This is a genomic window from Massilia sp. HP4 (assembly GCF_005222695.1).
Lineage (GTDB): Bacteria > Pseudomonadota > Gammaproteobacteria > Burkholderiales > Burkholderiaceae_D > Telluria.
Genome location: NZ_STGG01000048.1, coordinates 61,296 through 87,147, shown reverse-complemented (window position 1 = coordinate 87,147; position 25,852 = coordinate 61,296). Strand labels below are relative to the sequence as shown.

Annotated in this window: 24 protein-coding genes; 8 read left to right on the top strand and 16 right to left on the bottom strand. The window is 65.4% G+C overall.

The features are described from left to right. The first annotated feature begins 124 nt into the window (after positions 1-124). Positions 125-982 (top strand): HDOD domain-containing protein, encoded by an 858-nt coding sequence (locus tag E8M83_RS18120; RefSeq protein ID WP_137174753.1) that lies wholly within the window; start codon positions 125-127, stop codon positions 980-982. Between the two features lie 68 nt (positions 983-1,050). After that, on the top strand, positions 1,051-2,229 hold the full coding sequence (locus E8M83_RS18115; protein ID WP_137174752.1) for a tetratricopeptide repeat protein: 1,179 nt from the start codon (positions 1,051-1,053) through the stop codon (positions 2,227-2,229). Between the two features lie 29 nt (positions 2,230-2,258). Here the strand turns inward: E8M83_RS18115 and E8M83_RS18110 are convergent, their stop codons facing one another. Further along, the gene (locus E8M83_RS18110) at positions 2,259-2,741 is read right to left on the bottom strand and encodes a hypothetical protein (RefSeq protein WP_137174751.1); all 483 of its coding nucleotides are present in this window, start codon (positions 2,739-2,741) and stop codon (positions 2,259-2,261) included. A gap of 49 nt (positions 2,742-2,790) precedes the next feature. Beyond that, positions 2,791-3,291: a DNA-deoxyinosine glycosylase gene (locus E8M83_RS18105; protein ID WP_137174750.1), complete on the bottom strand. Its 501-nt coding sequence runs from the start codon at positions 3,289-3,291 to the stop codon at positions 2,791-2,793. Between the two features lie 91 nt (positions 3,292-3,382). Here E8M83_RS18105 and E8M83_RS18100 point away from each other — a divergent pair, with 91 nt between their 5' ends. Both E8M83_RS18100 and E8M83_RS18095 read left to right on the top strand, forming a co-directional pair. After that, positions 3,383-3,667 (top strand): CopG family ribbon-helix-helix protein, encoded by a 285-nt coding sequence (locus E8M83_RS18100; RefSeq protein WP_137174749.1) that lies wholly within the window; start codon positions 3,383-3,385, stop codon positions 3,665-3,667. Next, positions 3,655-3,948, top strand: coding sequence for a type II toxin-antitoxin system RelE/ParE family toxin (locus E8M83_RS18095; protein WP_137174748.1), 294 nt, complete (start codon positions 3,655-3,657; stop codon positions 3,946-3,948). Before E8M83_RS18100 ends, E8M83_RS18095 begins: the two co-directional genes overlap by 13 nt. Before the next feature lie 98 nt (positions 3,949-4,046). On the opposite strand, the gene E8M83_RS18090 is transcribed toward E8M83_RS18095, so the two are convergent. The 5 genes from E8M83_RS18090 to E8M83_RS18070 form a co-directional block, all read right to left on the bottom strand. Then, positions 4,047-5,546 carry an efflux transporter outer membrane subunit gene (locus E8M83_RS18090; RefSeq protein WP_137174747.1) on the bottom strand — a complete coding sequence of 500 codons (1,500 nt, stop codon included), beginning with the start codon at positions 5,544-5,546 and terminating at the stop codon, positions 4,047-4,049. A gap of 1 nt (position 5,547) precedes the next feature. Next, positions 5,548-8,727, bottom strand: a complete 3,180-nt coding sequence (locus E8M83_RS18085; protein WP_137174746.1) for an efflux RND transporter permease subunit — start codon at positions 8,725-8,727, stop codon at positions 5,548-5,550. Between the two features lie 6 nt (positions 8,728-8,733). Continuing rightward, positions 8,734-9,969, bottom strand: coding sequence for an efflux RND transporter periplasmic adaptor subunit (locus E8M83_RS18080; RefSeq protein ID WP_137174745.1), 1,236 nt, complete (start codon positions 9,967-9,969; stop codon positions 8,734-8,736). 401 nt (positions 9,970-10,370) lie between these two features. Beyond that, on the bottom strand, positions 10,371-11,216 hold the full coding sequence (locus E8M83_RS18075; RefSeq protein ID WP_137174744.1) for an alpha/beta hydrolase: 846 nt from the start codon (positions 11,214-11,216) through the stop codon (positions 10,371-10,373). Then, entirely contained in the window at positions 11,213-11,440 is a 228-nt protein-coding gene (locus tag E8M83_RS18070) for a hypothetical protein (protein WP_137174743.1), read from the bottom strand. Before E8M83_RS18070 ends, E8M83_RS18075 begins: the two co-directional genes overlap by 4 nt. A 142-nt stretch (positions 11,441-11,582) precedes the next feature. Between E8M83_RS18070 and E8M83_RS18065 the strand changes: the two genes are divergently transcribed. From E8M83_RS18065 to E8M83_RS18050, 4 genes are all read left to right on the top strand, one after another. Beyond that, on the top strand, positions 11,583-12,560 hold the full coding sequence (locus E8M83_RS18065) for a LysR family transcriptional regulator (protein ID WP_137174742.1): 978 nt from the start codon (positions 11,583-11,585) through the stop codon (positions 12,558-12,560). Between the two features lie 42 nt (positions 12,561-12,602). Beyond that, complete coding sequence (locus tag E8M83_RS18060) at positions 12,603-13,049, top strand: DUF962 domain-containing protein (RefSeq protein WP_137174741.1); 447 nt, start codon at positions 12,603-12,605, stop codon at positions 13,047-13,049. A gap of 96 nt (positions 13,050-13,145) precedes the next feature. Beyond that, positions 13,146-14,084 carry a DMT family transporter gene (locus tag E8M83_RS18055; RefSeq protein WP_137174740.1) on the top strand — a complete coding sequence of 313 codons (939 nt, stop codon included), beginning with the start codon at positions 13,146-13,148 and terminating at the stop codon, positions 14,082-14,084. Beyond that, entirely contained in the window at positions 14,081-14,575 is a 495-nt protein-coding gene (locus tag E8M83_RS18050; RefSeq protein ID WP_137174739.1) for a GNAT family N-acetyltransferase, read from the top strand. Before E8M83_RS18055 ends, E8M83_RS18050 begins: the two co-directional genes overlap by 4 nt. Before the next feature lie 289 nt (positions 14,576-14,864). Here the strand turns inward: E8M83_RS18050 and hutI are convergent, their stop codons facing one another. From hutI to ada, 9 genes are all read right to left on the bottom strand, one after another. Further along, positions 14,865-16,076, bottom strand: a complete 1,212-nt coding sequence (gene hutI / locus E8M83_RS18045) for an imidazolonepropionase (protein WP_137174738.1) — start codon at positions 16,074-16,076, stop codon at positions 14,865-14,867. Further along, positions 16,069-16,674 (bottom strand): HutD family protein, encoded by a 606-nt coding sequence (locus E8M83_RS18040; protein WP_137174737.1) that lies wholly within the window; start codon positions 16,672-16,674, stop codon positions 16,069-16,071. Before E8M83_RS18040 ends, hutI begins: the two co-directional genes overlap by 8 nt. An 8-nt stretch (positions 16,675-16,682) precedes the next feature. Then, positions 16,683-18,050, bottom strand: a complete 1,368-nt coding sequence (locus tag E8M83_RS18035; protein WP_137174736.1) for a formimidoylglutamate deiminase — start codon at positions 18,048-18,050, stop codon at positions 16,683-16,685. Then, a complete protein-coding gene (hutG, locus tag E8M83_RS18030) occupies positions 18,047-18,835 on the bottom strand; it encodes an N-formylglutamate deformylase (RefSeq protein ID WP_137174735.1) in 789 nt (262 codons plus the stop codon). The genes E8M83_RS18035 and hutG overlap by 4 nt, the downstream gene beginning before the upstream one ends. Before the next feature lie 21 nt (positions 18,836-18,856). Next, entirely contained in the window at positions 18,857-20,410 is a 1,554-nt protein-coding gene (gene hutH, locus E8M83_RS18025) for a histidine ammonia-lyase (protein ID WP_137174734.1), read from the bottom strand. A gap of 14 nt (positions 20,411-20,424) precedes the next feature. Next, entirely contained in the window at positions 20,425-22,134 is a 1,710-nt protein-coding gene (gene hutU / locus E8M83_RS18020) for a urocanate hydratase (RefSeq protein WP_137174733.1), read from the bottom strand. Between the two features lie 92 nt (positions 22,135-22,226). Next, positions 22,227-23,897 (bottom strand): amidohydrolase, encoded by a 1,671-nt coding sequence (locus E8M83_RS18015; RefSeq protein WP_137174732.1) that lies wholly within the window; start codon positions 23,895-23,897, stop codon positions 22,227-22,229. Between the two features lie 84 nt (positions 23,898-23,981). Next, positions 23,982-24,665, bottom strand: coding sequence for a 2OG-Fe(II) oxygenase (locus tag E8M83_RS18010; protein WP_137174731.1), 684 nt, complete (start codon positions 24,663-24,665; stop codon positions 23,982-23,984). Beyond that, positions 24,662-25,732 carry a bifunctional DNA-binding transcriptional regulator/O6-methylguanine-DNA methyltransferase Ada gene (gene ada / locus E8M83_RS18005; protein WP_137174730.1) on the bottom strand — a complete coding sequence of 357 codons (1,071 nt, stop codon included), beginning with the start codon at positions 25,730-25,732 and terminating at the stop codon, positions 24,662-24,664. Before ada ends, E8M83_RS18010 begins: the two co-directional genes overlap by 4 nt. Between the last annotated feature and the right edge of the window lie 120 nt (positions 25,733-25,852).

The following is a 25,852-nucleotide window of genomic DNA, read 5'->3' as shown; positions in this document are numbered from 1 at the left end:
TTTGGTGAAATTGATACAAGGACAGAGTGATAATGGCATTGCCATGCTGCAATATCGAAATGACTCGGGTATAGTGGCAAGGTCCTCCGCATTTCCGCGAAGCATATTCGCGCCTCCAACTTCCATGAACACCGTCGTCGAGCCCATCCAGCAGATTGACCAGGTCGATGCCCTGATCAAGTCGATCCGCATCCCGCCGCGGCCCAGCCTGCTCGCCGACCTGCAGCGCGAACTCTCAGCGGAAGATCCCTCGCTGGACGCGATCGGCAAGATCGTCGCGAGCGACGTCGGCATGTCCGGCGCGCTCCTGAAACTTGCCAATTCGGCTATCTACGGCGGCCGGCGCAAGGCCAAGTCGGTCGAGCAGGCCATCCTGTTCCTGGGCATTAACCAGGTCGCCGCGATGATGACCGGCCTGCTGGCGCGCCAGGCGATTCCCGCCAATAGCGCGACCCTGGCCAGCTTCTGGGACATCTCCACCCGCCGCGCGCAGGCAATGGTGTTCCTGTCGCGCCGCCTGCGCATGGGCGAGACGGATGTGGCCCACACCTTCGGCCTGTTCTGCGACACCGGCGTGCCGCTCTTGATGGAGCGTTTCAAGGATTACAACGTCACCTATGGCGCGGCCTCGCTCGAAGCCGTCCGCCCCTTCACGGCGCTCGAAGTCGAGCGCCACGACACCAGCCACGCCGCCGTCGGCTGCCTGCTGGCGCGTAACTGGGGCCTGTCGGACCACGTCTCCTGGGCCATCCTGCACCACCACGACTACGCCGTGATCGACGACGCATCCACCGCCGCGCCGGTGCGCTCGCTGGTGGCGCTGTCGCTGCTGGCCGAGAACGCGATCTGCCGCTACCAGGGCCACGCCGAGTCGAACGAGTGGAACAAGGGCGGCGCTGCGGCCTGCGCCTATCTCGGTTTGTCGGACGAAGAAACCGCCGAGATCCTGGACGAATTGCTGGAAGCCTTCCACGAGGATTGACGCGCTTTACTTCTGCCTGACGCAAGCGGATACTGGGATGTAAATACCCGCGCGTACAGGGAGGAGACATGAAAACCCTCGCCATCGGATGGCTGTCGCTGTCCTTGCTGCTGGGCGGTTGCGCCAGCACCGCTCCCTCCCCTGCGCCACCACCTGCGCTGTTCGCCGATGAGCGCTTCGCGCCGCCATCCGAACCGGTCGGCGCCAGTGAACTGTTTACGCTCACGCCCGAGATGCGCGCCTATCTCGGGAGTCCGTCCTTCCGCCACCTGCTGCGCGCCAAGGGCATGCGCCACGGCCTGGTCGAGGCGCTCTACAGCAAGACCGACCTCAAGCTCGAATACGAATCCCGGATCACGCGCACGGCCAGCGAGACCTACGCCGCGCGCATGGGCAACTGCCTGTCACTGGTGATCATGACCGCCGCCTTCGCCAAGGAGCTCGGCATGCCGGTGCACTTCCAGAGCGTGGACGTCGACAGCAGCTGGAGCCGAACCGCGGGGCTCTACCTGGCCAGTGCCCACATCAATATCGGCCTGGGACAGCGCCTCACGGATACCCTAGGTGGCTATAGCCCCGAGCGAATGCTGGTCGTCGATTTCATCCCGCGCGAGGACGCAGCGAAGTTCCGCACCCGCGAGCTGGACGAACAGGACATCGTCGCCCTGTACCTGAACAACCGCGCGGCCGAAGCGCTGGTGCTGGGCAGCGTCGACGATGCCTACTGGTGGGCGCGGGCCTCGGTCGAGGCCCGGCCGGGAAAGGCAGGCACGCTCAACACCCTGGCTGTGATCTACCAGCGCCGCGGCGAGCTGGCGCTGGCCGAACGCACCTTCCAGGCCGCACTCGTGCAAGAGCCGGAAAACCTGGCGGTGCTGCGCAACCTCGAGCCGCTATTGCTCGCGCTGGGCCGGCCGCAAGAGGCGCAGGCACTGGCCAAACGGATCGCGGCGATCGAGCCGACGCCGCCCTATCACTACTTCGACCAGGGCATGGTGGCGCTCAAGGCCGGCGATTTCGACCAGGCCGTGACGCACTTCGCGCGCGAGGTGAAACGGGCGCCGTACAACGACGAGTTCAGATTCTGGCTGGGGATCGCGCATCTCAAGCTCGGGCACCTGGGCGATGCGCGCGAGCAGATCGCGCTGGCGGTCGATCACAGCACGCGCGGGGATATGCGCGAGGTGTATTCGGCCAAGCTGGCGTATTTGCGAAAGGTGGCCACGACGGGGACGCGGCTGCAATGAATCGCTCTGCCAACACACCTGCACCTTCACTACAGCGACATCTTGGATGCCGCAAATATAGAATGAATGAAGATTGCGACGATGCTTAATTCCACTAGCAGCACGATAAATACTAATTCCAGTAAATCTTTTTTTCTGCTCCAAACATAGGCTCTGAACGTTTTCAAGCTCTCGGGATAACGTGGTCCAACAAAATGCGTGTCATGGCGCAATTGTTGCAACGGAGCGAATTTGCTTATAAAGAGCGTCGTATTGGCACATCCGGCTAACACTGCAGTGATGACGATCGACAGGAAAATGAGTGTGTGAAGCCAATTTCCCACATCGACTTTATCGAAATTCAACTTGGCTCCAATAACCAAGGCTAAGGAGAGCAGCAACACTTGCGGCGTCAGATTACGCAGAAAATCCAGGAACGCAGCACGACCTTCGTCCAATATATACATGGCCTCTCCATTTGCAAAAAACATTAGTTTGTACATATTCTTTTGTCTTTGCAATTTCGGACGCATGAATTGGCTACTGCAAGATCAAATCACGGTTAGAGGTTCCCTATGTGTGCTATTCATCGCTGTGCAGCCTGCGCCAGATTTCATATTTTTGCTCGAACGACATTGCCATGTGCGCGGGCGAGCTTGATGGTAGGACAACGGTGCGATATCCGGCAGCGGCAAACTGAGGCGCAAACTTCCCGGATGCCTGACCATTGAAGCCAACCGTGTCCAGAATGGGGCATAACTCACGCAGGCGGTCAAAGTCATTGGCAGCCGGCTTTCGAATTGCCGAATCCAGGCTGCCAACACGCTCACATTCTCCCAGCACGTCCCACAGGCCGACACCATGCTCCAGCAGTCGAGACAAGCGTTCGGCGTAAGGCAGCGCTGCCAGATCCTCGTCCACGACGCTGGAAATTAGGCGCCAGAACTGGTTACGCGGATGGGCGTAATACTGTCCTGCGGCTAGTGAAGCGGCGCCAGGAAAGCTACCCAGCACGAGGATGCGTACGCCGGCGTCGAGTACCGGCGCCAAGCCGATGAGAGTGGCGGGAGTTGCAATCTGCATGACGACATTGTAGCGACGGTCTTGCCTAACGTCTTGAAACCCGGCCACGAAGGTGCTACCTTAGTAGCACCACATAAAAATGACGCCTACCATGTCGACAACATCACTCAAGCTCCCCGATGAACTCAAAAAGCGCGCAGCCAACGCTGCTCAAGAGCTCGGAATCAGTCCCCACGCATTCATGGTGGACGCAATCCGCCAGGCTTCCCACGCTGTTGAGCAGCGCGCGACCTTCGTTGCGCAGGCGCGCCAAGCAAGAACAGAGATGCTGGAAAATGGCGAAGGCCATCCGGCCGAGGAGGTACGGACCTACCTTCGCCAGCGTCTGCAGGATGGTCAAGTTGGCAGGCCCGCCAAGAAGCCATGGCGAGAATAAGCTATTCCAGTCGTGCGCTGGCTGACCTTGAACGGATCGGTGATTTTCTTGCGCCCGAAGGCGTCAACGCACAGCTTGAGACACTCGATTTGATTGACGAGGCGGTGCAGGTGCTCGTCCGGCACCCACTCATCGGTCGCCTGGCAGAACACGATCTGCGTGAACTCGTCATTTCGCATGCGAAAACCGGATATATCGCCCTCTACAGCTATGAAGCGGAGCAGGATGCCGTCCTGATTCTCGCCATCCGACACCAGCGCGAGGTCGGTTTTTACGGATAGTGCTCAGTCGCAGTAACGCAAACTGCATAAAAAAGCGGCGATACGCTCGCACGCACCGCCGCAAAGGGCAAACAATCTGCCAGGGATAAAACGTTAAATCAGCGCTGCGCCAGCGTAGCCGCTCCCGCCTGCGGCGCATCCCAACCACCGCCCAGCGAACGAATCAACGCCACGGTCGTCAGCGCGCGGTCGCCACGCAGCTGCACCGCGCTGCGTTCCACCGCCGCCAGGTTGCGCTGCGCATCGAGCAGTTCGAGGTAGCTCGACCGGCCAGCGTCATACAGCTTCTGCGCCAGGTCGGCCGAACGGCGCGCCGAGACCACTGCAGCGTCGATCTGCGCCGACTGGCCGGCCAGGATGCGCAGGCCCGACAGGTTGTCCTCGACTTCGGCGAACGCCACCAGCACGCTCTGGCGATAGGTGCCGACCGATTCTTCGAGCGCCGCTTCGCTGCGCACCACGTTGTTGCGGTTACGGCCACCGTCGATCAGGGGCATCGAGGCCAGCGCCCCGACCACCCACGAACGGCTGCTCCATTTGAAGACTTCGGAGAACACGCCGCCCACGCCGCCGCCGTCGGCGCTGATGGTCAGGGCCGGGAACATGGCGCCGCGCGCCACGCCGATGCGGGCATTGGACGCTTCCATCGCGCGCTGGGCGGCGACGATGTCGGGACGGCGCTCGAGCAGGGTCGATGGCAGGCCTGCCGGGATCGCCGGCATCAGGCTCGAGTCGAGCAGCGGGCTGGGGCCGGCCACGTAGTCGGCCGCCGGTTTGCCCAGCAAGACCGCCAGCGCATGCTCGGTCGTGGCGCGCTGGCGCTGCACGCCGATCGCTTCGGCGCGCGCCGTGGCCAGCTCGGTGCGGGCGCGCGACAGGTCGAATTCGCCGATGTCGCCCAGGTCGAAGCGGCGCTGGGTCACGCCCACGCTTTCTTCGCGCAGGCGCACGGTCTGGTCCACCGTTTCCAGTTCGGCGTCGAGCGCGCGCAGCCTGAAATAGGTCTGCGCCACGTCGGCCTGCAGCGCCAGCAGCACCGAGCGGAAGTTCGCTTCCGAGGTGGCCGCGTCGCCGCGCGCCGCCGACACGCCGGCCGCCACGCGGCCGAACAGGTCGACCTCGTAGCTGGCCGACAGGCGCGCCGTATAGCTGTTGCGCGCTTCGGTGTCGGTGCCTTGCGGCAGGTTCGACTCCAGCGGCGACAGGCGTGCACGCTGGGCGCCGATGCCGATCCCCACTTGCGGGATGCGGTCGGCTTCGGCGATGCCGGCGATGGCCCGCGCCTGCTTGACGCGGCTGGCCGCGACCGACAGGTTGGCGTTGTTGGCGGCGGCTTCTTCGATCAGCGAGCTCAAGGCAGGGTCGTTGAACGCCAGCCACCACTGGCCGCGCGGCTGGGCTTCGGCCGGCTGCGCCGGCTTCCAGCGCGAACCGTCGACACCCGCCACTTCCAGGTCGGCCGCTTTCGGCGCCTGCGACTCGCGGAAGGCGGTCGGGGTGGCGACGTGCGGCTGGACGAAATCAGGGGTAGCGCAAGCGGCGAGCAGCAGGGCCGCCAGCAGCGGCGCGACGCCGCGTCGAATGAATGGATTATTCATCTCAATGTACTCCTTCCGTGCTGTGCGCCACGGCGGGCGCCTTCGCAGGTTTTTCAAAACGCTTGGCCAGCATGCGCAGCAGCACGTAGAACAGCGGCGTCAGGAACAGGCCGAAGAAGGTCACGCCCAGCATGCCCCAGAACACGGCGATACCGATCGCGTGGCGCATCTCGGCGCCGGCGCCGCTCGAGAACACCAGCGGCACCACGCCGGCGATGAAGGCGATCGACGTCATCAGGATCGGACGCAGACGCAGGCGGGAGGCTTCCAGCGCGGCGTCGATTACGCTGCGACCATGGTCTTCGAGTTCGCGGGCGAATTCCACGATCAGGATCGCGTTCTTCGAGGCCAACCCCACCAGCACGAACAGCGCGATCTGGGTGAAGACGTTGTTATCGCCACCCGACAGCTTGACGCCGGCCAGTGCGCACAGGATCGACATCGGCACGATCAGGATCACCGACAGCGGCAGGGTCCAGCTTTCGTACTGGGCGGCCAGCACCAGGAACACCAGCAGCACGCACAGCGGGAACACATAGATCATGGTGTTACCCGACAGGATGTCCTGGTAGGTCAGCTCGGTCCATTCGTACGCCACGCCCTTCGGCAGCGTCTCTTTCGCGATCTGTTCCATGATGGCCTGGGCCTGGCCCGACGACACGCCAGGGGCGGCGCCGCCGTTCATCTCGGCTGCAACGTAACCGTTGTAGCGCGTCACGCGGTCCGGACCATAGGTGTCCTTCACGCGCATCACCGACGACAGCGGAATCATCTCGCCGCTATTGCTGCGCACCTTCAGGTGATCGATCTGCTCGCGGTGCGAACGGAACTCGGCGTCGGCCTGCACGCGCACCTGGTAGGTACGGCCGAACTGGTTGAAGTCGTTCACGTACACCGAACCCAGGTTGACTTGCAGGGTCTGGTTGATCGCGGACAGCGGCACGCCCAGCTGCTTGGCTTTCACGCGGTCGATGTCGGCGAACAGCTGCGGCACGTTGATCTGGAAGCCCGAGAACACGCCAGCCAGCTCCGGGGTCTGCCAGGCGCGGCCCTGCAGCGCCTGCACTGCCTTGTTCAACTCGTCGTAGCCGACGTTGCCGCGGTCTTCGATCATCATCTTGAAGCCGCCGGTCGTGCCCAGGCCGTTCACCGGCGGCGGCGACAGCACCAGCACGAAGGCGTCTTCGACGGCGCCCATGCGCTTGTTGATCTCGGCCGCGATGGCGTCGGCGCTCATGTCCTTGCCCTTGCGATCCTTGAACGGCTTCAGGCTGGTGAACACGATGCCGGCGTTCGGCGCATTGGTGAAGCCATTGATCGACAGGCCGGGGAAGGCGATCGACGATTCCACGCCCGGGATTTCCTTGGCAATGGACGACATCTGGCGGATCACGGCTTCGGTGCGGTCGAGCGACGCGGCGTCCGGCAGCTGGGCGAAGCCGATCAGGTAGGCCTTATCCTGCTGCGGCACGAAGCCCGGCGGCACTGCCTTGAACATGAACACCGCAGCCACGGCCAGCGCCAGGTAGACGCCGATGGCGGCGGTCTTGCGGCGCAGGACACCTTTCACACCATGCTCGTACTTCTCGGACGAACGGGCGAAGAAGCGGTTGAACACGGCAAAGAAACGGCCGAACACGGCATCGATCATGCGCGTCAGGCGATCCTTCGGCGCGTGATGCGGCTGCAGGATAGAGGCCGACAGGGCCGGCGCCAGGGTCAGCGACACGAAGGCCGAGATCACGGTCGAAATCGCGATGGTCAGGGCGAACTGGCGATAGAACTGGCCGGTGAGACCCGCCACAAAGGCGATCGGCACGAACACGGCGCACAGCACCAGCGCGATCGCGATGATCGGGCCAGACACTTCTTTCATGGCCTGGATGGTCGCATCATGCGGCGTGAGGCCATTCGCGATATTCCGTTCGACGTTTTCCACCACCACGATCGCATCGTCGACCACGATGCCGATCGCCAGCACCAGGCCGAACAGCGACAAGGTGTTGATCGAGAAGCCGAAAGCCAGCATCACGGCGAAGGTACCGACCACCGAGACCGGCACCGCCAGCAGCGGGATGATCGAGGCGCGCCAGGTTTGCAGGAAGATGATGACGACCAGCGCCACCAGCACCACGGCTTCGAGCAGGGTCTTGACCACCGAGTCGATCGATTCGCGCACGAACTGGGTCGGGTCATACACGATCGAATACTCGACGCCCTGCGGGAAGTCCTGCGCCAGCGTATCCATCGTGGCGCGCACGTCGGCCGACAACTGCAAGTCATTGGCGCCAGGGGCGGCAAAGATCGGAATCGCCACCGCCGACTTGTTGTTCAGCAGCGAGCGCAGCGCATACGAGCTGGAACCGAGTTCCAGGCGCGCCACGTCCTTGAGCAGGGTCGTGCCGCCGTCGGCGTTGGTCTTGAGGACGATGTCGCCGAACTGTTCGACGCTCTGCAGGCGGCCCACGGTGTTGACGGTCAGCTGGAAGTCGGCGTTCTTGGCCGGACCCTGGCCGATCACGCCGGCCGCGACCTGCACGTTCTGTTCGCGGATCGCCTCGACCACGTCGCCCGCGGTCAGGTTACGCGCAGCCACCTTCTGCGGATCGAGCCAGACCCGCATCGCGTATTCGCCGGAACCGAACAGCTGCACCTCGCCCATGCCGTTGATGCGGGCCAGCTGGTCCTTGACGTTCAGCACCGCGTAGTTGCGCAGGTACAGGTCATCGTATTGGCCATTGGGCGAATTCAGGTGCACCACCATCGTGATATTGGGCGACGATTTCACCGTGGTCACGCCGATCTGGCGCACCTCTTCCGGCAGCCGCGGCAAGGCGCGCTGGACCCGGTTCTGCACCGCGGTCTCGGCCTGCTCGACATTGGTGCCGATCTTGAAGGTCACGGTCAGCATCAGCGCGCCGTCCGAGGTGTTTTGCGAGGACATGTACAGCATGTCCTCGACACCGTTGATCTGTTCTTCCAGTGGCGTGGCCACGGTTTCGGCGATCACTTTCGGGTTCGCGCCCGGATACTGGGCGCGCACCACCACCGATGGCGGCACCACCTCAGGGTACTCGGAGATCGGCAGCTGGAAGATCGAAATCAGGCCGCCGACGAAGATGATCACCGACAGCACCGCCGCGAAGATCGGCTTGTCGACAAAGAATCTGGAAAAGTTCATGTTCGATTACTCCTTGACGTCGGCCAGCGCCACGGTGGCATCCTTGGCCGCTGGGGCAGGTGCTGCGGGCGCTGCAGGCGCCACCATCGGCACGATCTGCGCGGCGATCGGCGCACCGGGACGCACGCGCTGCAGGCCGTTGACGACGATCTTCTCGCCTGGTTTCAGGCCGTCGCGCACCACGCGCAGGCCGTCGTCCAGCGGTCCAAGCTTGACGGCACGGTACTCGGCCTTGCCTTCTTTATCGACCACATAGACGAATTTGCGGTCCTGGTCGGTGTTGATGGCGCGGTCCTGGATCAGGATCTGCTGGCTCGGCGCGCCGCCGGCGATCTGGACGCGGGCGAACAGGCCCGGCGCCAGCTGGCGGTCGGCGTTGGCCAGGGTGGCGCGCATGCGCACGCTGCCGCTGCGGCTGTCGAGCTGGTTGTCGACGAATTCCAGCTTGCCGCTGTGCGGGAAGCCTTCCTCGCCGGCCAGGCCGACCTTCACGTCGACCGGCTGGCCGGCGTGGGTGCGGCGGCTCACGCGCAGATAGGTGCTTTCGTCGCCGTCGAAGCTGGCGTAGATGCGGTCCAGCGACACGACCGAGGTCAGCACGGCGCTGGCGTCGACCAGGTTGCCGAGGGTGATCTCGGCTTTCGACACGCGGCCGTCGATCGGGGCGGTGACGCGGGTATAGGCCAGGTTCAGGCGCGCGGCCTCGTGCTCGGCGGTGGCGGCGCGGGCACTGGCGTCGAGTTCCTTCTGGCTGGCGTCGCGTTCGTCGAACTCGCGCTGGGCGATGGCTTTATCGGCCAGCAGGCGCTCGGCGCGCTGCAGTTCCAGGCGCGCCAGGTCGGCGCGGGCACGGGCGGCGGCGGCGGCGGCCTGGGTACGATCGGATTCGGCCTGGTAGGGACGCGGGTCGATCACAAAGAGAACTTCGCCCCGTTTGACTTCGGCGCCCGGCTTGAAATTGACGGCGGTGATGTAGCCCGACACCCGCGAACGGATCTCGACCACATCGATCGCTTCCAGGCGACCCGAGAATTCCTGGGTCTCGAGGACGGGTTTTTGCAGCACCACGGCGGCCGAGACCGGCGGCGCGGCGGGCGCTGCCGGTGCATCGTTGCTGTTGGCGTCGGCGCAGCCGGTCACACCGGCGCCGACCACGCCGGCGAGCGCCAGCGCGGCGACGATCACGCGCAGCTTGCCCTGCAACAGACCTTTTGTTTTGCCCAGTTCTGGATGGTTATTCATGATTAACCTTTCTTATTCACGACGATTGAAAAGACAATAAAACCCCGTCCGGCGTCGCCGACTTGTCGTGTCGAGCGAAACGCTGGCGAAAAGAAGCCCCTTCCACGCCTTGGCGCGGAAAAAATTTCAGGAAATGGATGAAGCGCGGCCGGTCAGTTCATGCCGGCGGCGCCGGGCTCAGGCCCGTGGACAGTCGCGCGCTGCTTGCAACCGCCGGCCCCGTGCCTGCTCGTTGTGATTCATGGCGACCCTCCTTTTCAGATTTACTCTTGCTTACCCGCTTTAGATGCGTAATACGCAGTTACAACGGTTCCCCCACCAGTGCCTTTGGCACGGTGTCTTGCGATGCGATGATTTGCCCGGCTGGCTCGGCCAGGCTTCAGGTGACTGGTGCTGAGCGGTCAGGCGCCCCCGCGCCCTTCCAGCCGCGCGAGGAAGCTGGAAATTTCAAGCATTGCCTGCACCTTGCAGGCGCACTCGTTGCGCCCGTTCGGATCCTGCAGGTCGGGTGCGGCCATGCGGCGCACGGTGGTGCAAATGCCGGCGTTGATCAGTTTGGCGCCGTATTGTTCAGCCTCGTCGCGTAATGGATCGTCTTCGGCCGACAGGATCAGCGCCGGCGCGAGGTTCTTGAGGCGGCTCGAGTGCAGCGGCGCCGCATACGGATGCGAGCGGTCGGCCGCGTGCGGCAGGTAGCCGCGGTAGGCGGCCGCGCATACGGTGGCCGCCTTCTCGCGATCGGCGCAATAAGTCATTTGGCGCATCGAACCGGTGGACAGCGCCGGGTCGAGCATCGGCATCACCAGGATCTGGCCGGCCAGGGCCGGGCCGCCGCGGTCGCGCGACATCAGCGCGCACACCGCCGCCAGGTTGGCGCCGGCTTCGATGCCGGCTGTTACCAACTGCTTGCCATTCCAGCCCAGCTTGGTCTTGTTCTTCTTGGCCCACTGCAGCACCGCGTGGGCATCCTCGACCGCGGCCGGGAACGGGCTCACGGTCGCCAGCGTATAGGTGGTGGCCAGCACCAGCGGCAGGTGGTCGCATTCGGCCAGGCTGCGCAGGAAGTCGTCGCACTCGTCCAGGTCGCCGCTATCGAAACCGCCGCCATGGAAATACACCACCAGCATGTCGCGCTTGGCGGCCGGGCCGGCGGCATACAGCCGTGCGGCCAGCGGGCCGGTGGCGCCGCCGACCTCGAGTTCGCGCACGTTCAGGGTGCGGTCGACGGCTTCGAGCACGGCGCTCATCGGGCCGCCTCTTGTTTCTGGAGCTGGACGATGCGCTCGTCGACTTCGGCGCAGTCGCCGGCGCAGCTCATCTGCATCTCAAGGGACAGGGCGTGGAAGCCACGTGCTTCGGCGCCGGCGGCGCGCGAATAGGCATCGGTGCAGAGCAGGCCCGCCAGTGCGACACCGCTCAGGGCGACTGCTACCGTGGTAAAAATTCCGTTCTGAATGTTCCGATGGCTCATGGTCCTGCTCCGTCTTCTCTTGATAAATACTTTGTTGCGATGCACACATAATAGTCTTCATCTACAATCAGATAAAGATGGCAATACCGAATTGATTGTTCGGATTGCTGAACAATCCTCTTATTTTTTATTCTGACGAGAGATGAACAAGCTCCAGGCCATGGAAGTTTTCGTGCAGGTGGTCGACGCCGGCAGCTTTACGCGTGCCGCCGAAACCCTGCAATTGCCCAAGGCAACGGTATCGACGCTGATCCAGTCGCTGGAATCCTCGCTTGCCTCCAAGCTATTGCATCGCACGACGCGCCATGTGTCGGTGACGTCCGATGGCGCCGCCTATTATGAGCGCTGCGTGCGCATCCTGTCGGATGTGCGCGATGCCGAAGAATCGCTGTCGCGCCACCGTTTCAGCCCCAGCGGGCGCCTGCGGGTCGATACACCGACCGGTTTGACGTCCGAGATCCTGATTCCCGCCCTGCCCGACTTCTTCGAGCGCTATCCGGACATCACGCTCGAGCTTGGCACCACCGACCGTCCGGTCGACCTGATCGAGGAAGGCGTCGATTGCGCCGTGCGCGGTGGAGAACTATTGGACACCAACCTGATCGCGCGCCGTGTCGGCGTGATCAACTTCGTGACCGCCGCCGCACCCGCCTATGTGGAACGCTATGGCATGCCGATGCACCCGCGCGACCTGGAGCGCCACCGCTGCGTCAATTATTTCTCGGCCAGGAATGGCAAGATCATCAACTGGGACTATAGCCGCGATGGCGAACGGATCGAAATGACCCTGCCCGGCGTCATCGCCCTGAACGATTCGAGCGCCTATGTTCAGGCGGGATTGTCGGGCCTGGGCGTGATCAATATGACCGACTACCTGCTCAACGAGTACCTGGCCACCGGCAAGATGGTGCGCCTGCTCTCCGAATGGCGCTGCGATCCGCTGCCGGTGCACGTCGTGTATCCGCACAACCGCCACCTGTCGGCCAAGGTGCGGGTGTTTGTCGAATGGATCTCGGAATTGTTCGCCAACCATCCCAATTTGCGCCTGCAACCGGCCGATACCGCGGCGCCGGCGCCGGCGCTGCCGTCGGGGGTGCGCCAGATGGGACAGGGAGACTGAGCGGGCGTAAAATTACCGCTACAACAACCGGAGACGCCCGCCATGGAATTTTCCTCTACGCCGCGCGATATCGATGTCTTGCTGGCCCGCTATGCCGAGAGCCACCGCAATCCCGTCAATGAACTGATCCATTTCGTCTGCATCCCGGCCATCGTGTTCAGCCTGCTGGGCATCCTGTGGGCGGTCCATCCGGTCGTTGCCCTGCTGGTCGTGGCTGCGGCGCTGGTCTATTACGTCAAGCTGTCCAGGCCCTTCGCCCTGGGGATGGCGGCGATGGCGGCCGTGATGCTGGGGCTGCTGAACATGCTGCCCGATGGCACCGTGCTGGTGACCTCGATCGGGGTGTTCGTGCTGGCCTGGATCGGGCAGTTCATCGGGCACCATATCGAGGGCAAGAAGCCGTCGTTTTTCGATGATCTGAGGTTCTTGTTGATCGGGCCGTTGTTCGTGCTGAGCTTCTTGTATCGTCGAATGCGGCTGGCCTATTGACGAGGTAATGGTGGTGTTGCGCTTTTGATACATCATCGCCTTCCGCCGTCTTAAAAGATGCCGGCAAGAATGATGCGGGCGAACTATACTCCCGCGATGTCCTCTCCCGTCCTCTTCATCATCGCCTCATTGATTTGGGGCTCGACCTTCTGGGCCATCACGTTACAGCTGGGACACGCCGCTCCCGCCGTCTCGGTGGCCTACCGGTTCTTCCTCGCTGCAGCGGCCCTGTTCGTCATCTGCCTCGTGCGCCGCGACAGCCTGGTGCTGCCATGGCGCACCCATCGCTGGATGGCGCTGCAAGGGGCGCTGACCTTCGGCATCTCGTATATCTGCACCTATGAATCGGAGCAGCACATCGTCTCCGGCCTGGTGGCGGTGATGTTCGCGTTGATGGTGTTCTGGACCCCGATCTGGAGCCGCATCTTCTTTGGCACGGCGATCAGTGGCCGTACCTGGGCCTGCGGGGCAGTCGCCACCGTCGGCGTGGCCCTGCTGTTCTGGCACTCGATCGGCGATGCCTGGAAAGAACTGCAAGGCGGCGGTGACGGCCACTTCCTGTCTGGCGTGGTACTCGCGCTGGCAGCGACGATGGCCGCTTCCGCCGGCAGCATCGTGGTCAACAAGGTCAAGGAACAATGTTCCAATCTGCCCCTGACGATGGCCTGGTCGATGCTGTGGGGCGCCTCGATGGTAGCAGTGTGGTCGCTCGCCAATGGCGATGCAGTCATTCTCCCGGACAGCGCCAGCTATTGGGCCGGCCTGTTCTACCTGTCGATCTTCGGCTCGGTCATCGCCTTCTTCGCCTACTTCACCCTGATCGGCCGCATCGGCGCCAACAAGGCCGTCTACATCGGCGTGGTCACGCCGGTGCTGTCGGTGCTGCTGTCGGTCCTGCTTGAAGACTACCGTCCCGGCCTGCTCGAATTCCTGGGCATGGTGCTGTGCCTGGCCAGCGTCGCCTGGGCCGTGCGCGCGCCTGCCGTCAAGAGCGTGCAATCCGCTAACCTGAACAATGCCATCGAATCGCCATGAGTGTTAATACCGCCTTCTCCATCCGCCCTGCCCAGCCGCAAGACATCGCCCACATCCACGCCATGATCGTGGAGCTGGCCGTGTTCGAGAAACTCGAACACATGGTGGTCGCCACCGAAGCCCTGCTGCACGAAGGCCTGTTCGGCGCGCTGCCATCTTGCGAGGCGATCGTCGGCGAGGAAAACGGCGAAGTCGTCACCTTCGCCCTGTTCTTCCACAATTTCTCGACCTTCCTCACCAAGAAGGGTTTGTACCTCGAAGACCTGTACGTGAAGCAGTCGCACCGCGGCAAGGGCTATGGCACGCAGATGCTGCAACGCCTGGCGCAGCTGGCGGTCGAACGCGGTTGCGGGCGTTTCGAATGGTCTGTGCTCGACTGGAACGAGCCGGCAATCCAGTTCTATAAGGCCATGGGCGCCGATGTGATGCCGGATTGGCGCATTTGCCGCGTTACCGGCGACAGCCTGGCATCGCTGGCGCAGCGCGGCTAAGAGGACGAAGAAAAGCGTCAGACAAAAGAAAAGCCCACGAGGCGTTAGCGTCGTGGGCAAACCCATTTTGGCAAATGGGGAGGGGAGATGGGAATCACATGAATGACTATAGTCGGCCATTCTTATGGATCCATTAAGCCTTACATTTGCTTACCGCTGTAATTACTTGTCTCGATGTGTGCGCGTTTTTTCCATCATCGGCCAGGAGCGAAAGCCTGGCTTGAGGGCGATCAAGCACCTACCCAATGCGCCTGAAGGGTGTTGCGCCCGAAAGACAAGCGTCGTTTGATCAGCCAGGAAGATGCGGTGAGCGCAACACGCCGCCATTGACCACGGCCTGGCAGGGATTGAAACCGATCGCATACGCCAGGTCGGCGGGCCGCGCGATCTTCCACAAGGCCAGGTCGGCGCGCTTGCCGACCGTCAGCGTGCCGATCTCGGCCTGCAGGCCCAGGGCCAGCGCGCCATAGGCGGTCGCGCCAAGCAGGGCTTCTTGCGGCGTCAGGCGCCACAGGGTGCAGGCCATATTTATCGCCAGCAGCAGCGACGTCATGGGCGAGGTGCCGGGATTGCAGTCGGTGGCCACCGCCATCGGCACGCCGGCTTCGCGCAAGGCGGCGATCGGCGGCATGACCGTCTCACGTAAAAAGTAATAGGCCCCGGGCAGCAGCACGGCCACGGTGCCCGCGCGCGCCATCGCGGCGATGCCTTGTGGACTCAGGTGTTCCAGGTGGTCGGCCGACAGGCCCTCATAGCGCGCCACGAGTTCCGCCCCGCCCTGGTCAGACAATTGTTCGGCGTGCAGCTTGAGCGGCAGGTCGAGCTTGCGCGCCGCCTCGAATACGCGCTCGGTCTGGGCACCGGTAAAACCGATCCGTTCGCAGAAGGCATCCACCGCGTCGACCAGGCCCAGCCCGGCCAGCGCCGGCAGCATGCGGTCGCAAACCTCGGTCACGTAATCGTCCTGGCGGCCGGCGAATTCGGGCGGCAGCGCGTGCGCGCCGAGGAAGGTGGTCGCCACCCGCACCGGCAGCAGCTCGCCGATGCGGCGCGCGGCGCGCAGCATGCGCTCCTCGGCCCCGCGTTCGAGGCCATAGCCCGACTTGATCTCGAGCGTGGTCACGCCCTCGGCCAGCAGCGCGCGCACGCGCGGCAGGCTCGCCTCCACGAGGGCATCGACACTGGCCTGCCTGGTCGCGCGCACCGTCGACATGATGCCGCCGCCCTGGCGCGCGATGTCTTCGTAGGTGGCGCCGTTCAGGCGCGCTTCCCATTCGTTGCTGCGGTTGCCGGCGTGGACCACGTGGGTGTGGCAGTCGACCAGGCCCGGCGTCATCCAGGCGCCGCCGCAGTCGTGCACCTGCTTCGCTGGCGGCGCGTCGGCGCGGGCGCCGATCCAGGCGATGCGGCCATCCTTCACCGCCAGCGCGGCATCGGCCAACTCGCCGTAGCCGTCTTCCATCGTCGCCAGGTGGACGTTGGTAAACAGCAGGTCAGTCATACATTTCGTCGTCATCGTCTTCCGAGTAATAGTGGACGTCGACGATGTAGATCGTGGCCTGCCCCGCTTCGAGCGACCACACGGTGCCCTGGTCGAGGATCACGGCGTCGTAGCGCACCAGGCCGACGCGCTCGTCGTCGCTGGCCAGTTGCAGGCTGTCGCCCTCGGCCAGGAACAGCACGGTGACTTCGGCGCGCGCGACGAAGGTCGAGTCGCCGCTCAGGCGCCGCCGGCCGAACTGGTGCCAGCAGCGCTCGCTGCGCGACATGACGTTGAAATCGAGCGTCGGCCCGCGGTTGAGCCGGGCCTGCACCTCGGAGCTGCCGTCGAAGGCGACCACCGGCTCGGCCTGGCTGATCAGGGCCGGCTCGCCATCGATCTGCAAGGTCATGCCATGACCGTCGACCAGCGCCAAGGTGCGGTCCACGCCCGGGAACTGCGAAAAGGCGCCGTCCTCGGCGATGGTCGCCATGCTGACGCGCCAGTCGAAATCGTCGAAGTTGGCGTCATTCGGGCCGATCGCGATCTCGATCGTGCTGCCGCCGCCGTTCTTCCACGGCACCGGGGACAAACCTGCAAACGGAATCAAGACAGTCATTTCGCCACCTATTGGGTCTCTGCGCGCAAATCCCTGATCGCCTGGCGGTAACGCCCGGCAATCGCCTCCTGCGCCACGTGGCGCCCGTTTTCCACGACCCAGCGGCCACCGCACAGCACGTCGCGCACCAGGTTGTCGTTGCCACAGAATACAACACGTCCGAGCACTTCGGCCTCATTCACGCCATCCAGGTTCGGATGATCGTTGTCGAGCACCAGCAGATCGGCGCGCTTGCCGGCCTCGAGCCGGCCGACGCGGCGGCCGCTCGCATCGGCGCCGCCTGCCAGCGCCGCCTGCCACAGATAGTCGCCGACCTGGCGCTGCTGGCGCGTGTGCGCCACATTGCGCTTCTGGTGCAGCAGGCGCTGGCCGTATTCGAGCCAGCGCAATTCCTCGACCGGGCTTTGCGACACATGGCTGTCGCTGCCGATGCCGAAGCGCCCGCCCGCTTCGATGAAGGGCGCCAGCGGGAACAGGCCGTCGCCCAGGTTGGCCTCGGTGGTCGGGCACAGGCCGGCCACGGCGCCGCTCCTGGCCAGCGCCGCCACTTCGGTCTCGTTCACATGGGTGGCATGCACCAGGCACCAGCGCGCATCGAGCGCGACGTGGTCCATCAGGTACTCGACCGGCCGCCGCCCCGCATGCGCCAGGCACTGCGCCACCTCGCCCTGCTGCTCGGCGATGTGGATGTGCAGCGGACGTCCCTGCGGCAGGCCGCTGGCCAGCGCCCTGATCTGATCGATCGTGGCCGCGCGCAGCGAGTGCGGGGCGGCGCCGACCTCCAGCTGGCCGCTGCGCAGCGGCGCCAGGGCCTCGACGATGCCGAGCACGTCGTCCACGTTCGTGCGAAAGCGCGCCTGCGCCGGCGCCAGCGGCTGTTCGCCGAAACCGGCGTGGCTGTACAGCACCGGCAGCAGGGTCAAGCCCATGCCGGCCACCTGCCCCGCCGCCGCCACGCGCGCGGCCGTCTCGGCCGGCCGCGCATAGCTGGCGCCGTCGACATCGCGCTGCAGGTAGTGGAACTCGCACAGCGAGGTATACCCGTGGCGCAGGCATTCGGCGAACAGCTGGGCCGCGATGGCCTCGATCTGTTCGGGGGTGATGCGGGCGGCGAAGCGGTACATCAGGTCGCGCCAGGTCCAGAAGCTGTCCGGCCCGTCGCCGGCGCGCTCGGTCAGTCCGCCGAGCGCACGCTGGAAGGCATGCGAGTGCAGGTTGACCATGCCGGGCAAGACGTATTCGGCGCGCCTTGCGTCGGGCGAAGCCGGCGCGCCGGGCGACACCCGGGTCAGGTCGCCGTGCGCGTCCCATTCGAGCAGCACATCGCGCTGCCAGCCCTGCGCCAGCAATGCGTGGCAGGCAAACAGGGCGCTCATGCGCGCACCCACTCCACCGCGGCGCCTATCATGTCGAGCAGCAGCGGTTGCAGGCCGGCCGCAACGTCGGGGCGATAGTCGAACGGCGGCGCCTCGTTCATGTACAGGCACTGGCATTTCTCGAGCTGGATCGCGTGCACGCCGTTCGACGGCTGGCCGTAGTGGCGCGTGATGTGGCCGCCCTTGAAGCGGCCATTCAGGGCGATGGAATAGCGCTGCTGGGCACGCGCCACGCCGAGGATGGCCTGCTCCAGGCCCGGTGCGCAGGACTTGCCTTCGGCGGTGCCGAAGTTCAGGTCAGGCAGCTTGCCCTCGAAGAAGCGCGGTACGATCGAGGCGATCGAATGCGCTTCCCACAGCACCACGCGGCCATGTTCGGCCTTCAGGCGCCCGAGCTCGGACTGCAGCTGTTCGTGGTAGGGCCGCCAGTAGCGCTCCAGGCGTCGCTGCACCTCGGCCCCGTCGGGCTCCATGCCCTCGTGGTACAGACGCTCGCGCCCGAAGGTGTCGAGCGGGCACAGGCCGGTCGTGTCCAGGCCCGGGTACAGGTTGGTGTCCTCGGGCGGGCGATTCAGGTCGATCAGGTAGCGCGACCAGCGCGCCGAGATGGTCGAGATACCCATCTCTTCCAGGAAGCCGTACAGTTCCGGCAAGTGCCAGTCGGTGTCGGCGCGCGCCTGCGCGCACGGCGCCAGCGTGTCCGCCACCTCGTCGGGAATGTCAGTGCCCGCATGCGGCATCGATACCAGCATGGGAAGCCTGCCTGCCTTGAACCGGAACTCCATCGCGACTCCTGTAGTAACTATTTACGGGTGCAGCACGGTGAACAACTCCTTGCACGACGCCGACAGCGCGCCGTCGACCACCAGCTTGCGCGCGGCCTCGATATCGGGCGCGAAGAAGCGGTCGGCATCGTAGGGAGCGACCTGCTGGCGCAACTGCGCATGCACCGATTCCAGGGTCTCGGAACTTTGCAGCGGGCGGTGGAACTCGATCCCCTGGCTGGCCGCCAGCAGTTCGATCCCGACAATGACCGCCGTATTGTGCGCCATCTGGTCGAGACGGCGCGCAGCGAAGGTCGCCATGCTCACGTGGTCTTCCTGGTTGGCCGACGTCGGCAGGCTGTCGACGCTGGCCGGATGGGCCAGCGACTTGTTCTCGGACGCCAGCGCGGCGGCGGTCACGTGGGCGATCATGAAGCCCGAATTGAGGCCCGGTTCGCGCACCAGGAAGGCCGGCAGGCCGGACAGGTTGGCGTCGATCAGCAGCGCGATGCGGCGCTCGGCCAGCGCTCCGATCTCGGCGATCGCCAGCGCCAGCGTATCGGCCGCGAAGGCTACCGGCTCGGCGTGGAAGTTGCCGCCAGAGATGATTTCGCCGCCCGCATTTTCCCCAATAAACAGAAGCGGATTGTCGGTCACGGCATTCGCCTCGATCAGCAGGGTGCGGCCGGCATTCGCGATCAGGTCCATCACCGCGCCCATCACCTGCGGCTGGCAGCGCAGGCTGTACGGGTCTTGCACGCGCTCGTCGCCCACCAGGTGCGAAGCGCGGATCGCGCTGCCGGCCACCAGTTCGCGGTAGATCCGGGCCGCCGCGATCTGGCCCGGCTGGCCGCGCACCGCGTGGATGCGTGGATCGAACGGCGCGTCGCTGCCGCGCGCCGCATCCACCGACAGCGCGCCGGTGACCATCGCGGCTTCGAGCAGGCGTTCGGCCATGAACAGGCCGTGCAGCGCCAGCGCGGTCGAGACCTGCGTGCCGTTGATCAGGGCCAGGCCTTCTTTCGCCGCCAATGTCACCGGTTCGATGCCGGCCGCGCGCAAGGCGTCGCCGGCATCGACCAGCGCGCCGTTGTGGCGCACCGGCCCCACGCCCAGCATCGCCAGCGTCATATGGGCCAGCGGCGCCAGGTCGCCCGAGGCGCCGACCGAGCCCTGGCAAGGAATCGCCGGCATGATGTTGGCGTTGTACAGCGCGATCAAGGTCTCGACGATCACCGGACGCACGCCCGAATAACCGCGCGCCAGGCTGCCGATCTTGGTCAAGAGGATCAGGCGCACGATCGTATCCGACAGCAGTTCGCCGGTACCGACCGCATGCGACAGGATCAGGTTGCGCTGCAGGGTGGCCAGCTGGTCGTTGGGAATATGGGCCTTGGCCAGGATGCCGAAGCCGGTGTTGATGCCATACGCCGGGTCGCCCTTGGCGACGATGGCGTCGACCGTGGCGCAGGACGCCGCGATCGCGTCCCAGGCATCGGCGGCCAGGCTCAATGGCTGGCGCTCGGCCCATACCGCGCGCAGGTCGACGAGCGTCATCTGGCCCGGTTGCAGGGTGAAGTTCTTGGTATCGTTCATGGTTGCAAGATTCTTTACTTGATCATTGGGAGATTCAGGCCATTGCGCCTGGCGCAATCGATGGCGCTGTCATAGCCGGCGTCGGCGTGGCGCATCACGCCCGAGGCGCTGTCGTTCACCAGCACCCGCGCCAGGCGCTTGGCTGCGGCTTCGGTGCCGTCGGCCACGATCACCACGCCGGAATGCTGCGAGTAACCCATGCCCACGCCGCCGCCATGGTGCAGCGAGACCCAGGTGGCGCCGCCGGCCGTGTTCAAGAGGGCGTTCAGCAGCGGCCAGTCGGAGACCGCATCGGTGCCGTCGCGCATGGCCTCGGTCTCGCGGTTGGGGCTCGCCACCGAGCCGGTGTCGAGGTGATCGCGGCCGATCACCACCGGCGCCTTCAGCTCGCCCGTGCGCACCATCTCGTTGAACGCCAGGCCGGCCAGGTGGCGCTCGCCCAGGCCGAGCCAGCAGATGCGCGCCGGCAGGCCCTGGAAGGCGATCCGGTCGCGCGCCATGTCGAGCCAGCGGTGCACCCGCGCGTCGTGCGGGAACAGTTCCTTGATCTTGGCGTCGGTCTTGTAGATATCTTCCGGATCGCCCGACAGCGCCACCCAGCGGAACGGGCCGCGGCCCTCGCAGAACTGCGGCCGGATATAGGCCGGCACGAAGCCCGGGAAGTCGAAGGCATCCTGCACGCCCTCGTCCTTGGCTACCTGGCGGATATTGTTGCCATAGTCGACGGCATACGAACCCATGGCCTTGAAGTCGAGGATGGCGCGCACGTGGATCGCGCAGGCCTGCGCAGCGTCTTTCTTCAGGCGCGCATGCTGGCTCGGGTCTTGCTGCGCCGCCTTCCACTCTTCGACCGTCCAGCCGATCGGCAGGTAGCCGTTGATCAGGTCATGGGCCGAGGTCTGGTCGGTGACCAGGTCGGGCACCAGGCCACCCTCTTGCGCGCGGCGCACGAGTTCGGGCAGCACCTCGGCCGCATTGCCGAGCAGGCCGATCGAGACGGCTTCGCGCGCATCCTTGTGCTGGCGGATCATGGCCAGGGCGTCGTCGATGTCGCGCGCCTGCTTGTCGAGGTAGCGGGTGCGCAGGCGGAAGTCGATGCTGCTCTGCTGGCATTCGACGGTGAGCGACACCGCGCCGGCGAAGGTGGCGGCCAGCGGCTGGGCGCCACCCATGCCGCCCAGGCCCGCCGTCAGCACCCAGCGGCCCGCCATGTCACCGCCGAAGTGCTGGCGCCCCGCCTCGGCGAAGGTTTCATAGGTGCCCTGCACGATGCCCTGGGTGCCGATATAGATCCAGCTGCCGGCCGTCATCTGGCCGTACATGAACAGGCCCTTGCGATCGAGTTCGTTGAAGTGTTCCCAGTCGGCCCACTTCGGCACCAGGTTCGAGTTCGCCAGCAGCACGCGCGGCGCATCCGGGTGGGTCTGGAACACGCCGACCGGCTTGCCGGACTGGATCAGCAGGGTCTGGTCGTCTTCCAGGGTGCGCAGCGAGGCCAGGATCTGGTCGTAGCATTCCCAGTTGCGGGCGGCGCGGCCGATGCCGCCATAGACCACCAGGCGCTGCGGGTTTTCGGCGACCTCGGCGTCGAGATTGTTCTGGATCATGCGGTAGGCGGCTTCGGTCAGCCAGCTCTTGCAGCTGAGCTGGCTGCCGCGCGGGGCCTGGATGATGCGCGAGGGGTCGTAGCGTGGATCGTCGAGGCGGGGCGAATCGGTGGTCATGGCGGCTCCTTCGGTCGGTGACACGGCGCACGCCAGCGGCGCGCGCCGTAAAGCTGCTCTGAAGTCTAGGTTGTCTATACAACCTCGTCAATTCATTTTTTGAAGACCTGGCGGCCGGCCACCCAGGTCTCCAGCACGCCGGTCTTGTGGATGTCGTAGGTCGGCATGCGGAACAGGTCCTGGTCGATCACGATGAAGTCGGCCTGCTTGCCCGGCTCCAGCGAACCGAGGTCTTTTTCCTGATGCCCGGCCCAGGCCGCGTCCAGGGTGAAGCAGCGGAAGGCCTCCTTGAGCGACATCGCCTGGTTCGGATACCAGCCGGCCACCGGCTGCCCTTGCGCATCCTGGCGCGTGACGGCGGCGTGGATGCCGAAGAACGGGTTCGGCGACTCGACCGGGAAGTCCGAACCGCAGGCGATGCGCGAACCCTGGTGCAGGAAGCTGCGCCAGGCATAGGCGCCCTTGATGCGATCCGGCCCGATGCGGGTCTCGGCCATGTTCTTGTCGGACGTGGCATGGGTCGGCTGCATCGACGGGATGATGTCCAGCGTCTTGAAGCGCGGGATGTCGGCAGGCAGCACCACCTGGGCGTGTTCGATGCGGTGGCGCTGGGCCGCGCTGTTCGTCGCCTTCAACTCCTTCTGGTAGATGTCGAGGATCTGCTTGTTGCCGGCGTCGCCGATCGCGTGGACGTTGACCTGGTAGCCGCGGCGCATGGCCTTGGCCATCATCGCATCCATCTGCGCGGTTTTATGGAACAGCAGGCCGTGCGAGTGCGATTCGTCGCTGTACGGCTTGATCAGGGCGGCGCCGCGGCTGCCCAGGGCGCCGTCCGAGTACAGCTTGACGGCGCGCAGCGCATACATGCCGTTGCCGTAATTGCTCACGGGGCCGTTCGCTGCCAGCTGGTCGAAGTCCTTGTCGGTGCCGGCGATCATGCCGTACACGCGGGTGGTCAGCTTGCCCTGATCGGCATAGGCGCGGTACAGGCGGTCCTGGGCCACGTCGACGCCGGCGTCGTGCACGCTGGTCAGGCCCACGCGCGCCAGTTCACCGAGGGCACGGTCGAGCATCAGGCGCCCTTCGGCCTCGGTCTGCTGCGGCAGCACGCGGGTCAGCAATTCCTGGGCGGTGTCGACCAGCACGCCGGTCGCGTCGCCATTGGCGTCGCGCACGATCTTGCCGCCGACCGGGTCTGGCGTCGATTTCGTGATGCCGGCCAGCGCCAGCCCGCGGCTATTGGTCCAGCCGGCGTGGCCGTCGACCCGTTCCAGCCATACCGGGCGGTCCTTGATAACGCCGTCGAGTTCCTGCGCCGTCGGGAAGCGCCCCAGCTTCCAGTTCTCCTGGTTCCAGCCGCGGCCGCGGATCCATGCATGATCGGCATTGGCGCGCGCGTAGTCGCCGATCGACTTCAGGGCGCCGTCGAGCGAGGTGCTGTGGAACAGGTCGAGCTGGGTCAGTTGCTGGCCCAGGCCGAACACGTGGCCGTGGGCGTCTATCAGGCCCGGCAGCAGGGTGCGTCCCTGCATATCGATGCGCTTCGCGTTCGGCGCCTTCGCAGCGACGTCGGCACTGGCGCCGAGCGCGATGATGCGGCCCTTGTCGTCGAAGGCGATCGTGGTGAACTGGACCAGCTCACCCTTCCCGTTCAGGGTATAGCCGTTGGCGTTGTCGACCAGGGTGTCGGCGTGGGCCGGCAGGCTGCCCAGGGCAGCCAGGACGAACAGGGAGCAGTGCAGGGATAAGGGGCGCGCGCGCATGCTTTTTCTTCTCTCCGATAATGAGTTGTCCGCGCCTCGTGGGCACGGTTCGAAGAGTGTACTGCATGAGAGGCCGAGCGCCCTTCAGGTGGCGTCGTGGAAGATGATCCCCAGGGTATGGCGCAGGCCGCTCCGCACCCGGCTGACGCCATGCCGCATCGCCACCCGGTACACGCCGCGCGTGCCCTGCACCGGCCGCTGGTTAACCGCAAACACGACGGCATCGCCCTGCTCGAGACCCACCACTTCGGCGCGCGACTGCATGCGCGGGCGCTGTTCGGTGAGCACGAATTGGCCGCCATCAAAGTCTTCGCCGGGCTGCGACAGCAGCACCGCCACCTGCAGCGGGAACACCTGCTCGCCATACAGGTCCTGGTGCAGGCAGTTGTAGTCGCCGGCGCGGTAGCGCAGCAGCAGCGGGGTCGGGCGCAGCTGGCCGGCCGCGTGGCAAGTGGCGAGAAAATCCGCGTGCTCCGCCGGAAAGCGGAGCTCCAGCCCGAGCGCCGCCTGCCAGCGGTTGGCGATGCGCGCCAGCGGCGGATACAGGCTGGTGCGCAGTTCGGCCAGCGGTTCGGGCAGCGGATACCCGAAATACTGGTATTCGCCGCGGCCGAAGCCGTGGCGCTCCATTACCACCCGGCTGCGAAAGCGCTGCGGCTCGTCGTAGGCGGCAATGAAACGCGCACAATGGCGCGCATCGAGCAGGCCCGGAATCACGGCGCAGCCGGCATCGTCGAGCTGGGCAGCGACGTCATCCCAATCGATCATGACTGCTCCGCCTCGCGCTCGAGCAGCGCACGCTTGCGCTCGATGCCCCAGCGGTAGCCGGACAGCGCGCCGCCGGTGCGCACCACGCGGTGGCAGGGAATCGCGACCGCCACCGGATTGGCGGCGCAGGCCCCGGCCACGGCGCGCGCCCCACCAGCCAGGCCGACCAGTTCGGCCAATTCGGCGTAGGTGACAGTCTGGCCCGACGGAATCGCGCGCAGCGCCTGCCACACGCGCTGCTGGAAGGCGGTGCCGCGCACGTCGAGCGGCAGATCCAGGTCGGGGCCGATGCGCGGTTCCTCGACCAGGCCGATCACCAGCGCCACCGTGCGCTCGAAGCCTTCTTCCGCGCCGCGCAGCTCGGCCCTGGGGAAACGCGCCTGCAGGTCGTCCACCAGTGGTTCCGGCTGGTCGCCGATCAGGATCGCGCAGATGCCGCGTTCGGTGGCCGCGACCAGGATGGCGCCCAGCGAGCATTCGGCCACGGCGAAGCGGATCGTTTCGCCGTGGCCGCCGGCGCGGTAGTTCGACGGCTGCATGCCCAGCACCTGGTTCGACGCCGCATAGAAGCGGCCGCTGGAGCCGTAGCCGGCGCCGTACAGCGCTTCGGTGACCGAGGCGCCTCCTTCCAGTTCCTGGCGCACCCGGGCGCCGCGCCTGGCCGCCGCGTAGGCCTTGGGCGTGATCCCGGTGCGGGCCTTGAACACGCGGTGGAAGTGGAAGCGGCTCATGCCGGCGGCCTGGGCCAGGGTATCGAGGTCGGGCTCCTCATCCGACTCCTCGATCAGGCGGCAGGCGCGCGCCACCGCCTCGCGCTGGCGTTCGGCCAGCGGCGGCAGGTGCGGCGCGCAGCGCAGGCAGGGCCGGAAGCCCGCCGCCTCGGCTTCCTGGCTGCTGGCGTGGAAAGCGACGTTGGCGCGCTTGGCGCCGCGCGACGGGCACGAGGGCCGGCAGTAGACGCCGGTGGTGCGCACCGAATAATAAAAACTGCCATCGGCGCCGGCATCGCGCCGCTGTACGGCGTCCCAGCGCATATTGTCGATGTCGTCCCAATCCGTTGTTGTCATGATGATGTCCTCCTTCAGCAATAGCGACATCCTGAAGCTGCCGCCGCCAGGCCGCACTCCGGGTCTTGCTTTCGAATCCCCGATGCTAGAATCGGGCGTGGCCCCAGAGGCCAGGCATTC

Bases quoted from the DNA above. Each gene is read 5' to 3' on its own strand.
- E8M83_RS18035 (WP_137174736.1), bottom strand. From the start codon at position 18,050: ATGAGCGCCCTGTTTGCCTGCCACGCATTGCTGGCGCAGGGCTGGCAG.
- E8M83_RS18095 (WP_137174748.1), top strand. From the start codon at position 3,655: ATGGCGAGAATAAGCTATTCCAGTCGTGCGCTGGCTGACCTTGAACGG.
- hutH (WP_137174734.1), bottom strand. From the start codon at position 20,410: ATGAACGATACCAAGAACTTCACCCTGCAACCGGGCCAGATGACGCTC.
- E8M83_RS18100 (WP_137174749.1), top strand. From the start codon at position 3,383: ATGTCGACAACATCACTCAAGCTCCCCGATGAACTCAAAAAGCGCGCA.
- E8M83_RS18070 (WP_137174743.1), bottom strand. From the start codon at position 11,440: ATGAGCCATCGGAACATTCAGAACGGAATTTTTACCACGGTAGCAGTC.
- E8M83_RS18040 (WP_137174737.1), bottom strand. From the start codon at position 16,674: ATGACTGTCTTGATTCCGTTTGCAGGTTTGTCCCCGGTGCCGTGGAAG.
- E8M83_RS18010 (WP_137174731.1), bottom strand. From the start codon at position 24,665: ATGATCGATTGGGATGACGTCGCTGCCCAGCTCGACGATGCCGGCTGC.
- E8M83_RS18105 (WP_137174750.1), bottom strand. From the start codon at position 3,291: ATGCAGATTGCAACTCCCGCCACTCTCATCGGCTTGGCGCCGGTACTC.
- hutI (WP_137174738.1), bottom strand. From the start codon at position 16,076: ATGACTGACCTGCTGTTTACCAACGTCCACCTGGCGACGATGGAAGAC.
- E8M83_RS18065 (WP_137174742.1), top strand. From the start codon at position 11,583: ATGAACAAGCTCCAGGCCATGGAAGTTTTCGTGCAGGTGGTCGACGCC.
- E8M83_RS18085 (WP_137174746.1), bottom strand. From the start codon at position 8,727: ATGAACTTTTCCAGATTCTTTGTCGACAAGCCGATCTTCGCGGCGGTG.
- E8M83_RS18015 (WP_137174732.1), bottom strand. From the start codon at position 23,897: ATGCGCGCGCGCCCCTTATCCCTGCACTGCTCCCTGTTCGTCCTGGCT.
- E8M83_RS18050 (WP_137174739.1), top strand. From the start codon at position 14,081: ATGAGTGTTAATACCGCCTTCTCCATCCGCCCTGCCCAGCCGCAAGAC.
- E8M83_RS18075 (WP_137174744.1), bottom strand. From the start codon at position 11,216: ATGAGCGCCGTGCTCGAAGCCGTCGACCGCACCCTGAACGTGCGCGAA.
- hutU (WP_137174733.1), bottom strand. From the start codon at position 22,134: ATGACCACCGATTCGCCCCGCCTCGACGATCCACGCTACGACCCCTCG.
- E8M83_RS18110 (WP_137174751.1), bottom strand. From the start codon at position 2,741: ATGCGTCCGAAATTGCAAAGACAAAAGAATATGTACAAACTAATGTTT.
- E8M83_RS18090 (WP_137174747.1), bottom strand. From the start codon at position 5,546: ATGAATAATCCATTCATTCGACGCGGCGTCGCGCCGCTGCTGGCGGCC.
- E8M83_RS18055 (WP_137174740.1), top strand. From the start codon at position 13,146: ATGTCCTCTCCCGTCCTCTTCATCATCGCCTCATTGATTTGGGGCTCG.
- E8M83_RS18115 (WP_137174752.1), top strand. From the start codon at position 1,051: ATGAAAACCCTCGCCATCGGATGGCTGTCGCTGTCCTTGCTGCTGGGC.
- E8M83_RS18080 (WP_137174745.1), bottom strand. From the start codon at position 9,969: ATGAATAACCATCCAGAACTGGGCAAAACAAAAGGTCTGTTGCAGGGC.
- ada (WP_137174730.1), bottom strand. From the start codon at position 25,732: ATGACAACAACGGATTGGGACGACATCGACAATATGCGCTGGGACGCC.
- E8M83_RS18060 (WP_137174741.1), top strand. From the start codon at position 12,603: ATGGAATTTTCCTCTACGCCGCGCGATATCGATGTCTTGCTGGCCCGC.
- E8M83_RS18120 (WP_137174753.1), top strand. From the start codon at position 125: ATGAACACCGTCGTCGAGCCCATCCAGCAGATTGACCAGGTCGATGCC.
- hutG (WP_137174735.1), bottom strand. From the start codon at position 18,835: ATGGAGTTCCGGTTCAAGGCAGGCAGGCTTCCCATGCTGGTATCGATG.